This window comes from Burkholderia sp. KBS0801, assembly GCF_005937855.2.
Lineage (GTDB): Bacteria > Pseudomonadota > Gammaproteobacteria > Burkholderiales > Burkholderiaceae > Burkholderia > Burkholderia ambifaria.
Genome location: NZ_CP042177.1, coordinates 1,859,550 through 1,873,266, shown reverse-complemented (window position 1 = coordinate 1,873,266; position 13,717 = coordinate 1,859,550). Strand labels below are relative to the sequence as shown.

General features: G+C 70.4%; 10 protein-coding genes. 9 read left to right on the top strand and 1 reads right to left on the bottom strand.

Annotated elements, in window-relative coordinates; translation table 11 throughout:
• Positions 1-33 precede the first annotated feature (33 nt).
• Genes FFI87_RS08905 through FFI87_RS08875 form a run of 7 tightly spaced genes read left to right on the top strand, consistent with a single transcriptional unit; the run spans position 34 to position 10,125 of the window.
• Positions 34-1,218, top strand: coding sequence for an isochorismate synthase (locus tag FFI87_RS08905; RefSeq protein ID WP_138847654.1), 1,185 nt, complete (start codon positions 34-36; stop codon positions 1,216-1,218).
• On the top strand, positions 1,215-2,834 hold the full coding sequence (locus FFI87_RS08900) for a (2,3-dihydroxybenzoyl)adenylate synthase (protein ID WP_138847655.1): 1,620 nt from the start codon (positions 1,215-1,217) through the stop codon (positions 2,832-2,834). The genes FFI87_RS08905 and FFI87_RS08900 overlap by 4 nt, the downstream gene beginning before the upstream one ends.
• Positions 2,835-2,882: 48 nt before the next feature.
• Positions 2,883-3,758 carry an isochorismatase family protein gene (locus FFI87_RS08895; protein WP_186381694.1) on the top strand — a complete coding sequence of 292 codons (876 nt, stop codon included), beginning with the start codon at positions 2,883-2,885 and terminating at the stop codon, positions 3,756-3,758.
• Entirely contained in the window at positions 3,755-4,081 is a 327-nt protein-coding gene (locus FFI87_RS08890; RefSeq protein WP_138847656.1) for a DUF2218 domain-containing protein, read from the top strand. The genes FFI87_RS08895 and FFI87_RS08890 overlap by 4 nt, the downstream gene beginning before the upstream one ends.
• 44 nt (positions 4,082-4,125) lie before the next feature.
• Positions 4,126-8,040: a non-ribosomal peptide synthetase gene (locus tag FFI87_RS08885; RefSeq protein WP_138847657.1), complete on the top strand. Its 3,915-nt coding sequence runs from the start codon at positions 4,126-4,128 to the stop codon at positions 8,038-8,040.
• Positions 8,037-8,831 carry a 2,3-dihydro-2,3-dihydroxybenzoate dehydrogenase gene (locus FFI87_RS08880; RefSeq protein ID WP_138847658.1) on the top strand — a complete coding sequence of 265 codons (795 nt, stop codon included), beginning with the start codon at positions 8,037-8,039 and terminating at the stop codon, positions 8,829-8,831. The genes FFI87_RS08885 and FFI87_RS08880 overlap by 4 nt, the downstream gene beginning before the upstream one ends.
• Positions 8,832-8,886: 55 nt before the next feature.
• On the top strand, positions 8,887-10,125 hold the full coding sequence (locus FFI87_RS08875; protein WP_138847659.1) for an MFS transporter: 1,239 nt from the start codon (positions 8,887-8,889) through the stop codon (positions 10,123-10,125).
• Between the two features lie 150 nt (positions 10,126-10,275).
• Here the strand turns inward: FFI87_RS08875 and FFI87_RS08870 are convergent, their stop codons facing one another.
• Positions 10,276-10,641 (bottom strand): hypothetical protein, encoded by a 366-nt coding sequence (locus FFI87_RS08870; protein WP_011656964.1) that lies wholly within the window; start codon positions 10,639-10,641, stop codon positions 10,276-10,278.
• 267 nt (positions 10,642-10,908) lie between these two features.
• Here FFI87_RS08870 and FFI87_RS08865 point away from each other — a divergent pair, with 267 nt between their 5' ends.
• Together FFI87_RS08865 and FFI87_RS08860 are read left to right on the top strand one after the other, a co-directional pair.
• Positions 10,909-12,345 (top strand): aldehyde dehydrogenase family protein, encoded by a 1,437-nt coding sequence (locus FFI87_RS08865; protein WP_138847660.1) that lies wholly within the window; start codon positions 10,909-10,911, stop codon positions 12,343-12,345.
• A 127-nt stretch (positions 12,346-12,472) separates the two neighbouring features.
• Positions 12,473-13,663, top strand: coding sequence for an NAD(P)H-dependent flavin oxidoreductase (locus FFI87_RS08860; protein ID WP_012363959.1), 1,191 nt, complete (start codon positions 12,473-12,475; stop codon positions 13,661-13,663).
• The last annotated feature ends 54 nt before the right edge of the window (positions 13,664-13,717 follow it).

The window sequence follows — 13,717 nt, the reverse complement described above, 5'->3', positions numbered from 1 at the left end:
GCGCGCCGGCTCATTCAATCTGGAGGCAATATCATGAATGCGATTTCCCGACCTGACGAACTATTAGTACCCCATAGTGTGTGGGACGTGTATCGCGCGGATACCCCGCTGTTTCTCGCAACGCCGGCGCATACGCTGCTGGTCTGCGATGTCGCGGAGGCGATCCCGCCTGCGGACGCACCGCTCGCGGCGCGCGTGAACGACGCGTTGCACCGCGCGCGGGCCGACGGCCACACGGGCGCGGCGGTAGTCGGTGCGGTGCCGTTCGACGTCGACGCGCCGGCCGTGCTGCGGGTCGCGCGCTCGATGCTGCGCGCGCGGCCACTCGGCGCGCAGCGGGTAGCCGTGCGTGCCGGTACGCGCTACGCGACGCGCGAGGTGCCGTCCGCGGATGCCTATGCGGACGCGGTCGCGCAGGCGGTCGCCAGGATCCGCGCGGGCGAGCTCGACAAGGTGGTGCTGGCGCGCACGCTGGAGGCGACCGGCGACGCACCGGTCGACGTTGCGGCGCTCGTCGCGCGACTGGCGTCGTGTAATCCGCACGGCTATACGTTCTCCGTGGATCTCGGCGCGGGTCGCACGCTGCTGGGCGCGAGCCCGGAGCTGCTCGTGAACCGCTTCGGCAGCGTGGTGCGCGCGAATCCGCTGGCGGGCTCCGCGCCGCGCAGCCGTGATCCGGTCGAGGACCGGCGCCGCGCGCAGGCGCTGCTGGCGTCCGCGAAGGATCTCGACGAGCACCGGGTCGTCGTCGAAGCCGTGCGCGACAACCTCGCGCCGCTGTGTCGGCGGCTCGACGTGCCGGCGCGCCCGTCGCTCGTCCATACGGAAACGATGTGGCATCTGTCGACCGAAGTGTGCGGCGAAACCGATGCGGATGCGTTGACGCTCGCACTCGCGCTGCATCCGACGCCCGCCGTCTGCGGCGCGCCGCGCGCGGCGGCGCGCGACTGCATTCGCGATGCCGAGCCGTTCGATCGCGGCTTCTACGCGGGGATGCTCGGCTGGGTCGACGCACGGGGCGACGGCGAGTGGGTCGTCACGATCCGCTGCGCCGAGGCGTTCGACCGCACGCTGCGGCTCTATGCGGGCGCGGGCGTGGTCGGCGAATCGACGCCCGACGGCGAACGCGCGGAAACCGCCGCCAAGTTCCGGACGATGCTGGATGCGCTCGGTATCGATCGCGATGCCGCGACGGGCGCCGCGCGGGAGTTCGCATGACGTCCGCGAATTGCACGCCGTGGCCGGACGCGTTCGCCGCGGCGTATCGGCAGAAGGGGTACTGGCTCGGCCAGTCGTTCGCGCAATGGTTCGACGAACGCGTCGCGCGGCACGCCGAACGCGTCGCGCTCGTACAGGGCGACCTGCGCTGGTCGTACCGGACGTTCGCGGCGGAAGCCGAACGCACGGCCCGTGCGTTGACCGCGTGCGGGATCGTGCCGGGCGAGCGCGTCGTCGTGCAGTTGCCGAACTGCGTCGCTTTCTTCGCGGTGACGTTCGCGCTGTTCCGGATCGGCGCACTGCCGGTGTTTGCGCTGCCCGCGCATCGCCGGCGCGAGATCGGCTACTTCTGCCGGCACGCGGGCGCGGTCGCCTATGTCGCGGCGGAACGGCACGACGGGTTCGACTACCGGGCGCTCGCGAGCGAGATCCGCGCCGATGCGCCGACGCTGCGTCACATGCTGTTCACCGCGCCCGGCAATACGCGCGTCGCACTGCCGGAGCCGACGCCCGACGTCGCGCTGCCGCCGGGGCCCGGCGCGCACGAGGTCGCGTTCCTGCAACTGTCGGGTGGCAGCACGGGTACGCCTAAGCTGATCCCGCGCACGCACGACGACTACCTGTACAGCGTGCGCGAGAGCGCGCGCATTTGCGGGCTGACCGAGCGCAGCATCTTTCTCGCGGCGCTGCCGGCCGCGCATAACTATGCGCTGAGTTCGCCGGGTTCGCTCGGCGTCTTCGATGCCGGCGGCACCGTCGTGCTGAGCGATGGTGCGAGCCCTGACGCCGCGTTCCCGCTGATCGAGCGCGAGCGCGTGACAGTGGCGGCGCTGGTGCCGCCGCTCGTGCCCGTGTGGTTGGCAGCGGCCGGGCAGCGGCGCGGCGCGCTCGCGAGCCTCGAACTCGTGCAGGTCGGCGGCGCGCGTTTCGATCCGGCGCTCGCGGCCCGCGCGGCCGACGGCTTCGGCGCGCAATTGCAGCAGGTGTTCGGGATGGCCGAAGGGCTCGTCAACTACACGCGGCTCGACGATCCGCCCGACGTGGTGATCGCCACGCAGGGGCGCCCGATCTCGCCGGACGACGAGGTCCGCATCGTCGACGACGACGACCGCCCGGTCGAACCCGGTGAGGTCGGCCATCTGCTGACGCGCGGCCCGTACACGATCCGCGGCTACTACGACGCAGCCGCGCACAACGCGCGCGCGTTCACGGCGGACGGCTTCTATCGCACCGGCGATCGCGTCCGCCTGACGGCGGGCGGCCAGATCGTCGTCGAGGGGCGCGCGAAAGACCAGATCAACCGCGGCGGCGAGAAGATCCCGGCCGAGGAGATCGAACACCTGCTGCTCGCGCATCCGGGTGTCGTCGACGCGGCGCTGGTCGCGATGCCCGACCCGTATCTCGGCGAACGCAGTTGTGCGTACGTGATTCGCGGCGCGCCGGCGCCGGCCGCGGCGGATCTGGTGCGCTTCGTGCGTGAGCAGGGCGTGGCGGCGTACAAGGTGCCCGACCGGATCGAATTCGTCGACGCATTCCCGAAAACGCCAGTCGGCAAGATCGACAAGCGCGCGCTTCGACAGCACATCGCGGATCGGCTCGCCGCCGCGGCCGCTTGACGGGCGCGGCGACGTCCGGTCGATTCCTCCATTCCAATCCTGTCCATCATGGCCATTCCGAAAATCGCTTCCTATCCGATGCCGGCCGAGCTGCCGGCGAACCGCGTGAACTGGCGGTTCGACCCGCACCGCGCGGCGCTGCTCGTGCACGACATGCAGGACTACTTCCTCGACTTCTATGACCGTGCGGCCGCGCCCGTGCCGACGCTCGTCGCGCATGTACGCCGCCTGATCGATTTCGCGCGTGCGGCCGGGATGCCGGTCTACTACACCGCGCAGCCGGCGACTCAGGCGGCGGCCGACCGGGCGCTCCTGACCGACATGTGGGGACCGGGCCTCACCGCGCAGCCGTCGCGCGCGGCGATCTGCGACGCGCTCGCACCGGCGTCCGGCGACACGGTGCTCGACAAGTGGCGCTACAGCGCGTTCCGGCGCTCGCCGCTCGAGACGTGCCTGCGCGAGCAGGCGCGCGACCAGCTTGCGATTTGCGGGATCTATGCGCACATCGGCTGTCTGATGACCGCCTGCGATGCGTTCATGCGCGACGTGCAGCCGTTCTTCGTCGCCGACGCGCTCGCGGATTTCTCCGAGCGCGAGCACCGAATGGCGCTCGACTACGTGGCGGGCCGCTGCGGGATGGCGGTGACCACGGACGCGCTCGCAGGCGTCGCGCCGGCGGATGATCCGGCACCCATGCTCGTCGCGATCGCGGAGCAGGTCGCCCGCAGCCTGCGGATACCGGCCGCCGACCTGCGCGAGCACGACAATCTGGTCGATTGCGGGCTCGATTCGATCCGGATGATGACGCTCGTCGAGCAGTGGCGCGCGCAAGGCTACGACGTCACGTTCGTCCAGCTCGCCGAGCAGCCGACGCTAGGCGCATGGAAGCAGGTGCTGCAGCGCGCGGCGCAGGTGAGCGCATGACGGCGCATCCGGCGATGCCCGATGCCCGTCCGGCCTCGTTCGTCAGCACGGCGCAGGTGTCGGTGCCGCAGGCCGACCGCGTGCTGTTCAAGCTGTGCAAGCACTACGCGATCAAGGTACCGGTCGTGTTCGACGAACATCGCGCGACCATCGATTTCCCGTACGGCGTCTGCCGGCTGCTGCGCACCGACGACGTGCTGCAGCTGCGCTGCGAAGCCGATTCTTCGGAGCGGCTCGAGCAGATCCAGTACGTGATGGACGAGCACCTGGTGCTGATGTCGCGCAACCGGGCGCTGGTGGTCGCATGGGAGCGGGGCGCGTGACGCGGCCCGCCTCCGGCTCAACGAACTTCGGAGCAAGCCTGCTGATGAAAAACGAATCCTTGCCGATCCGCGCGACTTCCGCGCAATACGGAATCTGGGTCGCGCAACAGGTCGACTCCGACGATCCGGGCTATCTGACGGCCGAAACCGTCGAGCTCGACGGCGCGCTCGACGTCGCCGCGCTGACCGACAGCGTCGAGGCCGTGCTCGATCACGCCGACGCGCTGCACATGCGGTTCGTGTGGCAGGACGATGCGCTGTGGCAGGCGCGGCAGCCGCCGCGCACGCGGCTGCCGCTTGTCGACCTGTCGGCGCAAGACGATCCCGTGCAAGCGGCGCACAGGTGGATGAAGGCATCGCTGTCGATCCGCTGCGACGTGACGGCCGATCCGCTGTACCGCACGGCACTGCTGCGGCTGTCGCCGACCCGGCACTGGTGGTATCTGCAGGTCCATCACATCGCGCTCGACGGCTTCGGCTACGGGCTGCTGCAGCAGGCCGTGGGCGCCCGCTACAACGCGCGCGTCGGCGGCGGGCCGCTGCCGGCGCTGCCCGACTGGCGGATGGATCGCGTTGTGGAGGCCGAGGCGCGTTATCGCGCCGACGGCGGCTTCGATGCCGATCGCGCGTTCTGGGGTGCGCATCTGCGCGACGTGCCCGCGCCGCTCGTACTCGCGCCGAAGCAGGACATCGCCGCCGATGCGCGGCGAGCGACGCGCGTGCTGGGTGCCGATCGCGTGCACGCGCTGCGCGCGGCCGCCCAGCGAGTCGACGTCGACTGGAATGCGTGGCTGCTGTGCGCGGTCGGCATCTGGCTCGCGAAGCAGGGCGGCCAGCGCGACCTGACGCTCGGGCTGCCGGTGATGAACCGGCTCGGCACGCCGGCGCTCGGCGTGCCGTGCATGGCGATGAACATCGTGCCGCTGCGCATGCACGTCGACGCCGAACGCTCGCCGCGTGCGCTCGCGCGCGAATGCGCGGAGCGCCTGCGCGCGATCCGGGCGCATCTGTATTACCGGTACGGCTGGATTCGCGGCGATCTGGGGCTGCTGGAGCGCAACGCGTTCCTGTTCAATCAGGCGGTCAACGTGATGCCGTTCGATCGGCAGGTCGTGTTCCACGGGCTCGCGAGCGATACATGCGCGGTGAGCGGCGGCCCGGTGAAGGATCTGAACGTGACGCTCGCCGTGCGCGGCGGCGCGTGGCACCTGACGCTGGAAGCGAATCCGAACGCTTACGACGAAGCCGTGCTCGCCGCGCATGCACGCGACCTTGCCGAGTGGCTCGACGCATTCGCCGAACAGGCGCCGGACGAGCCCGTCGGCGCGCTGCTCGACGGGATGCCCGCACCGTCGATCGTACGCGGGGCGCCGCTGGCCGGGCCGTACGACGACGTGCTCGCGCGGATCGAACGCATCGCGCGCGAGGCGCCGGCGCAACCGGCGATCGAGGCCGGTGAGCGGCGCATCGACTACCGCTCGCTGCTCGCCGATGCCGCTGCACTCGCGACGGAACTCGAACGACGGGGCGTGGGGTGCAATGCACGCGTCGCGATCGCCGCGCCGCGTGCGCCCGACGTGATCGCAGCGATGCTGGCCGTGCTGAAGGTCGGCGCGACGATCGTGCCGATCGATCCGGACGGACCGCCGCAGCGCATCGCGGCGATGCTGGCGGACGCGGCGCCCGCACTGGTGATCACGCGCGATGCGTATCGCGAATGCGCGGGCGAGCGGTCGGTGCTCGATCTGGACGCGGCGCGTGTGCCGTTGCCGCACGACGTGGTGTGCGTGGCGCCCGATGCGGCACGGCCCGCGTACCTGCTGTACACGTCGGGATCGACCGGCCGGCCGAACGGCGTGCTGGTCGGGCGCGGCGCGCTCGCGCATTTCGTCGCGAGCACGCGCGACCTGTATCGGATCGGTCCGGACGACCGCACGCTGCAGTTCGCGCCGCTGCATTTCGATGCGAGCTTCGAGGAGATATTCGCGACGCTCTGCAACGGCGCGACGCTCGTATTGCGCGACGACGCGATGCTCGACTCGGTCGACGCGTTTACGGCCGAGGTCGAACGCCGCCGCATCACGGTGCTCGATCTGCCGACCGCATACTGGCACGTGCTCGCCCACGCACTGGACGCACGCCATGCGCAGCGCCTCGCCGGCGTGCGCCTGACGATTATCGGCGGGGAGGCCGCGTTGCCGGAGCGGATCCGGCGCTGGCATGCGCACCTGCCGCATCTGGCGCTGCTGAACACCTATGGGCCGACCGAAACGACGATCATCGCGACGGCCGCCTGCGTGAGTGGCCCCGGCGCGATCTGGCGCGACGGCGAACCGGTGCCGATCGGCACGCCGCGCGCGGGCGTCGACGCGTATGTCGTCGACGAGCGGCTATATCCGGTGGCCGAGGGCCGCACGGGCGAACTGGTGCTGTGCGGCGATGCGCTTGCGCTCGGCTATCCGGGCAATGCGGCGCTGACGTCCGGGCGCTTCGTCAGGCTGCCGGGGAGCGGCGTGCGCGCGTACCGGACCGGCGATCTCGCCACCGTGCGCGACGGCCGGCTGGTGTTCGACGGCCGGATCGACCACGAGGTGAAGATCAGCGGTGTGCGCATCGACCCGCGCGAGATCGAGGACTGGCTGCTGCGCACGCCGGATGTGCGCGAGGCGGCGGTCGTCGCACTGCGCGGCGACGCCGACGTGACGACACTCGCGGCGTTCGTCGCCGGGGTCGACGACACGGCCGCGCTGCGGGCGCGGCTCGCCGACGCGCTGCCGGCCGCGGCGATTCCCGACGCATGGCACGTGCTCGAACGGCTGCCGCGCAACGTCAACGGCAAGACCGATCGCAACGCATTGCGGCAACTGGCGATAGCGGGCCGCATCGGCGTGGACGACGATCCGCGCGCCGACGCGCTCGAACGGCAGGTGATGCACGCGTGGCGCAGCGTGCTCGGCGGCGTCGCGCTGACGCCGGATTCGAACTTCTTCGACATCGGCGGCAAGTCGTTGCAGGCAATCCAGGTGAGCGCACGGCTGGCGACCGCGCTCGGTCGCGATGTGCCGGTGTCGATGCTGTTCCGCCATGCGACGGTCGCGGCACTGACGGCCGCGCTGCGCACGCCGCTGCCGTACCGGCCGCGCGCCGAGCGCGATGCGTTCGCACCGCATCTTGCGATCCAGACGGCCGGCGCGCCCGCGCAGCGGCTGATCTGCATCCATCCGGCCGACGGCCTCGCGTGGAGCTACCTGCGCCTCGCCGCGTACCTGCCCGACACGACGATCGACGGGCTGCAACTGTCGGTCGGCGACACGAACGGCGCGGCCGATTTCGACGCGCTCGTCGACACCTATGTGCGGCGCGTACGGGCGCTGCAGCCGGACGGTCCGTACCACCTGCTCGGCTGGTCGCTGGGCGGCGCGCTCGCGTACGCGGTCGCGGCGGCCCTCGAACGCGCCGGCGCGCCGGTCGGCGTGCTCGCGCTGATGGACAGTTATCCGTCGTCCGCGTGGACGGCACAGCCCCAGCCGGAGACTGGCGACGCGCTGCGGATCCTGCTGACGGTGAACGGCGATTTCGACACGGCGGCGTTGTCCGACGCGCTGCTGCGGCAGCGCCTGCTGCGCGCGAACAGCCCGTTCGCAGCGCTCGGCGGCGCGGGGCTCGACGCGCTGGTCGGCGCGACGCTGCGGCAGATGCGCCAGTTCCGCGCGGCGCCGACCCCGCATTACGGCGGCGAACTGCTGCTGTTCAACGCGACCCGCAAGCGGCCCGGCACGCCGACGCCCGACACCTGGGCCGCGTTCCGGCCGGTGGCGTTGACGACTTGCGTGGCGCTCGACTGCTCGCACGACGGGATGTCCGATCCCGAGCCGATGGCGGCGATCGGCGCCGCACTGACCGAACGGCTCGCCGCATGGGCCGACATGGAAACCGTTATGAGGAACGCGAATCGATGAGCAGGGAAACCGAGATGACATTTCCGGCGGGCGTGGCCGTCGTGACCGGCGCGGCGCGCGGGATCGGCGCCGCGGTGGTTCGCGCGCTCGCCGCGTGCGGGGTCGACGTCGCCGCGTTCGACATCGACGCAGACGCGCTGGCGCGTGCGAACGAGGATCGCCCGCCGGCGCGGGGCCGCGTCCATCCGTTCGCGGTCGACGTGGCCGACGCGCGCGCCGTGCGCGCGGCGATCGAGCACGTAGAGGTGACGGTCGGCCCGATCGGCATGCTCGCGAATGTCGCCGGCGTGTTGCGGCTCGCGGCCGCGACGTCGCTGACCGACGACGACTGGGCGCATTGCTTCGCAGTGAACGCGCATGGCGTGTTCCACCTGTCGCGCGCGGTCGCGCAGCACATGGTCGAGCGGCGCGCGGGCAGCATCGTGACTGTCGGGTCGAATGCAGCGCTCGTGCCGCGCACGCAGATGGCCGCCTACGCCGCGTCGAAGGCCGCCGCGCATCAGTTCACGCGCTGCCTCGGCCTGGAACTGGCCGGCCACGGCATTCGCTGCAACATCGTCGCACCGGGTTCGACCGACACGCCGATGCAGCGCCAACTGTGGCGCGGCCCGGAAGGCTCGGCGGGCGTCATCGCGGGTTCGCTCGAAACCTATCGCACGGGCATCCCGCTCGGCCGCATTGCGGCCCCCGACGACGTCGCCGGCACCGTGCTGTTCCTGCTGTCCGATGCCGCGCGCCACGTGACACTGCACACGCTGTGCGTCGACGGCGGCGCGACGCTCGGCGTGTGAGCGCCCATCCGCCTTCCGTTGCACGACGTTTTACCTTCTTTCATCGGAACACCTTATGTCGACGACTTCCGCTGACTCGCTGCCTACGCCGGCCGATGCCGGCAAGTCTTTCCTGCCGCTGCTGCTCGCGAATTTCGCGATGGTGGCCGGCACCTATGTATTCGTCACGATCGCCGGACCGATGGCTCGGCGCATGCATCTCGAGCCGCTGCACGTCGGCGTGATCATCGGCATCGTCGGGCTCGTATGGATGATCGCCGCGCCGCGCTGGGGGCGCGTGGCGGACACCTGCGGGCGGCTGCCGGCGATGCGCGCGGCGATCGGCGGCTTCGTTGCGAGTTCGCTGCTGCTGACCGGCTACGTTGGCTGGGCGTTGCGCGACGGCGGCAGCGCCGTGCCGCCGGTGTGGGCGGGCTTTGCCGCGCTGCTCGTCACGCGCGCGGCGATGGGCGGCTGTTATGCGGGGCTGCCCGTCGCGGCCATGGCGTGGATCGCGGACCGGACGCCGGCCACGGGGCGCGCGGCCGTGATCGCGCGATTCGGTGCAGCGGGTGCGATCGGGATGGTGCTCGCGCCGCCGCTTGCGGGCTGGTTGGCCGGGTTCGACATGACGCTCGCGCTCGCCGTTTTCGCGCTCCTGCCGCTCGCCGGACTGGCGGGGCTGCGACGGCTGCGCGACGACGGCGTGCATGCAGTGCGGCAGGCGCCGCCCCGGCTGAAGCCGACTGATCCGCGCGTGCGCCTGCCGTGGTGCAGCGCGTTCGCGCTGTACAGCGCGGTGATGATCGCGAACAGCGTGCTCGGCTTTTACGTGATCGACCGGCTGCACGTGCGAACGGGCGACGCGTCGATGGTGGCCGGCTACGTGCTTGGTAGCGCCGGCATCGGGCTGATCGCGGCGCAGTCGGTGGTCGGCCGCCTGCGTGCGGTTGCGCCGCTCCAATGGCTGCGCTGGGGTGCGCTGGCGGGTGGCATGGGGTTCGTGTCGACGCTGGCCGCACCGGCCGGGTACCCGATGCTGCTGTGCGCGAGCTACTTCGTGGCGGCGTGCGGGATGGGCGCCGCATTTCCCGCGGTCGCGGCGCTCGCGAGCACCCGCGTTGAAGCGCACGAGCAGGCCGCGTGTGCGGGTACGATGTCGATGGCGCAAGGGCTCAGCATGGTCGTCGCACCGCTGGCCGGCACGATGCTGTACGAACTGCATCTGGCGGCGCCGTTCGTGTCGATCGGCGTGGTGCTCGCGGCCGTATGCGTCGCGACATGCGGCGTTGGGGCGCGCTCGCCGGCGGCGTGACGGTTTTCGCGCATCGCGCGCGCCGGCTCAGACGGCGGTGCGCGTGCGCCCATACCCCGCCAGAGATTCCAGCTGCTGCGTCCGCATCGACGATAAAACCCCGGCGCATAGTGAGTGAGCCGCCTGCACGCATGCGGCTCCAGATGCGGCTCAATCGGCCAGCCGCTTGTCCGCGAGCGCCTTGCAGCAGTCTTCGTACACCCATTGCACGAGTTTCGCCCGATAGTCGAGATCGTCGGTATCGACGATTTCCTCCACTGCGTCGCGCGCCCACGACGCGTCGACGAACCCCGCATGCCGCTTCGCGATGTCCTGCGCGAGCGCCGCGAGCCGGGCGACCGCGAGCCAGTCGGCCTGACGGTGATGGCGGTCGAGCCAGCGGTGCGCGGCCTGGACCTGGAACGTGGCGTCCGGCCACGATTCGTTGAGGTAAAACGCGCCGAGATTGCCGCAGGTGAGCCAGCAAAGCAGTTCCAGGCGGTCTTGCGAGCCGAGAGTGTGGGATGCGTCGGACATGGCAGCGCTCACGAAATGCGTCGATTCCGGGCGGCGCCGGCCCCAACGGGCCGATGCCGATAATAAAAACATAGCACGATGCGAGCCCGCCCGCGCACCCGGGCGGATCCTGACGCTGCGGCGGCTGCGCGGAGGGCGCGCCGGCCTGCGTCGCCGGCGGCACAGCAAGGGCGCGATAGCGCCGGGTCCTTTCGAACGGCTGTCAATCGTCACACCAGCGGACGGAAACGCTCGCTAGAATGTCGGCTTCCCTGGAGGCGGAAAACGATGAAAATCTACGACCAGTTCTACATCGACGGCGCATGGCGCAAACCGGCCGGCACGGGCACGATCGACGTGATCGACTCGGGTACCGAGGCCGTGATCGGCCGGATTCCCGAAGGCGTCGCGTCGGACGCGCAGGATGCAATCCGCGCGGCGCGCGCGGCATTCGACGCATGGGCCGCGACGCCGGCCGCGACGCGCGCGGGCTACCTGCGCAAGATCGTCGAGCGCCTGCAGGCGCGCAGCGAGGAACTCGCGCAGTCGATCACCGGCGAAGTCGGGATGCCGATCAAGCTGTCGCGTGCGATCCAGGTCGGCGGCCCGATCTACAACTGGAAGGCGTACGCGAAGCTCGCCGAATCGTTCGAATTCGAGGCGACGGTCGGCAACTCGCTGGTCGTGCGCGAGCCGGTCGGCGTCGTCGCGGCGATCACGCCGTGGAACTATCCGCTCAACCAGGTCACGCTGAAGGTCGCACCGGCGCTCGCGGCCGGCTGCACGGTCGTCCTGAAGCCGTCCGAAGTCGCGCCGCTCAATGCATTCATGCTCGCCGAAGCGATTCACGAAGCGGGCCTGCCGCCGGGCGTGTTCAACCTCGTGTGCGGTTATGGCCCGGTCGTCGGCGAGGTGCTGGCGACCGATCCGGACGTCGACATGGTGTCGTTCACCGGTTCGACGCGTGCCGGCAAGCGCGTGGCCGAACTCGCGGCCGCGGGTGTGAAGCGCGTCGCGCTCGAACTCGGCGGCAAGTCGGCGTCGGTGATCCTCGACGATGCCGATTTCGCGACGGCGGTGAAGGGCACGGTCAACGCGTGCTACCTGAACGCGGGCCAGACCTGTTCGGCGCACACGCGGATGCTGGTGCCGGAGGCGCGCTACGACGAGGCGCGCGAGATCGCGAAGAAGGCGGCCGAAGCGTATGTCGCGGGCGATCCGCGTGACGAAACGACGCGCCTCGGCGCGCTCGCGTCGGCCGCGCAGCAGCAGCGCGTGCAGGCGTATATCCAGCGCGGGATCGACGACGGCGCGGAACTCGTGACGGGCGGCACGGGCCTGCCGGAAGGGCTCGCGAAGGGCTTCTTCGTGAAGCCGACGGTGTTCGGCCGCGTCGATCCGAAATCGACGATCGCACAGGAAGAGATCTTCGGGCCGGTGCTGTCAATCATCACGTATCGCGACGAAGACGAAGCGGTGCGCATCGCGAACGATTCGCCGTACGGGCTCGGCGGCGCGGTGTGGGCGGGCAGCGACGAACGCGCGATGCGCGTCGCGCGCCGCATCCGCACGGGTCAGGTCGACATCAACGGCGGCATGTGGAACGGCGCTGCGCCGTTCGGCGGCTACAAGCAGTCGGGGCACGGCCGCGAGAACGGCGTGTACGGGCTCGAAGAGTATCTCGAGTACAAGTCGATGCAGCTCAAGCCGGCGAATCCGGCCTGAGCGTTTTACCCCGCATGACCCGCAACGGCACGCTCGCGTGCCGTTTTTTATTGACGGCCGTCAAGGTGCGCACCGGTGGATCGTCGATCATCGCGTTTCCGATTTTCGATGTTTCGACGAGGTTCAGATGACCGCACGCACTTCCTTTCCGCCGCTCCAGATTCGCGGCCGCTCGTTGCTGCCCGTGGTGCAGGGCGGCATGGGCGTCGGCATTTCCGCGCACCGCCTCGCCGGCAGCGTCGCGCGCGAAGGCGCGCTCGGCACGATCGCCAGCATCGACCTGCGTCACCACCATGCGGACCTGCTCGCGCGCTGCCGCGCGAACCCCGACCGCGCGACGCTCGAAGCCGCGAACCTCGACGCGCTCGCACGCGAGATTCGCCTCGCGAAAACCTACAGCGAAGGGCGCGGGATGATCGCGGTCAACGTGATGAAGGCGGTGAGCGCACATGCGGACTACGTGCGCGTCGCGTGCGACGAAGGCGCGGACGCGATCGTGATGGGGGCCGGCCTGCCGCTCGATCTGCCCGACCTCACGCAGGGGCACGACATCGCGCTGATCCCGATCCTGTCGGACAGCCGCGGCATCGCGCTGGTGCTGAAGAAGTGGATGAAGAAGGGGCGGCTGCCCGATGCGATCGTGATCGAGCATCCCGCGCATGCGGGCGGCCACCTCGGCGTCACGCAGATCGACGATATGCACGATGCGCGCTTCGATTTCGCGCGCGTGCTCGACGAGACCGCACAGGTGATGGCATCGCTCGGCCTCGCGCGCGAGGCGATCCCGCTGATCGTCGCGGGCGGGATCAACAGTCACGACACGGTGCGTGCGGCGCTGGCGGCCGGCGCGAACGGCGTGCAGGTGGGCACCCCGTTCGCGGTGACGGAGGAGGGCGACGCGCATCCGAACTTCAAGCGCGTGCTGGCCGATGCGCTGCCCGATGACATCGTCGAATTCGTCAGCGTGACGGGACTGCCGGCGCGCGCGGTGAAGACGCCCTGGCTCGATCGCTACCTGCGCAACGAAACGCGCATTCGCGACAAGCTCGGCGCGTTCCGGCAGCGCTGCCCGACCGCGCTCGAATGCCTGAGCGTCTGCGGGCTGCGCGACGGCATCGAGAAGTTCGGCCATTTCTGCATCGACACGCGGCTCGCGGCCGCGCTGCGCGGCGACGTCGCGAACGGCCTGTTCTTCCGCGGCCGCGAAGCGCTGCCGTTCGGCAACGCGATCCGCAGCGTGCGCGATCTGCTCGATCTGCTGCTGACGGGGCGCGCAGCGGAGCCTGCGACAAACCGTCCGAGGTTTACGCTGGCTTGACGAATATCAAGATGCTCAAAAGACCCTACAGGGAGAATGGAATACATTCTTCAG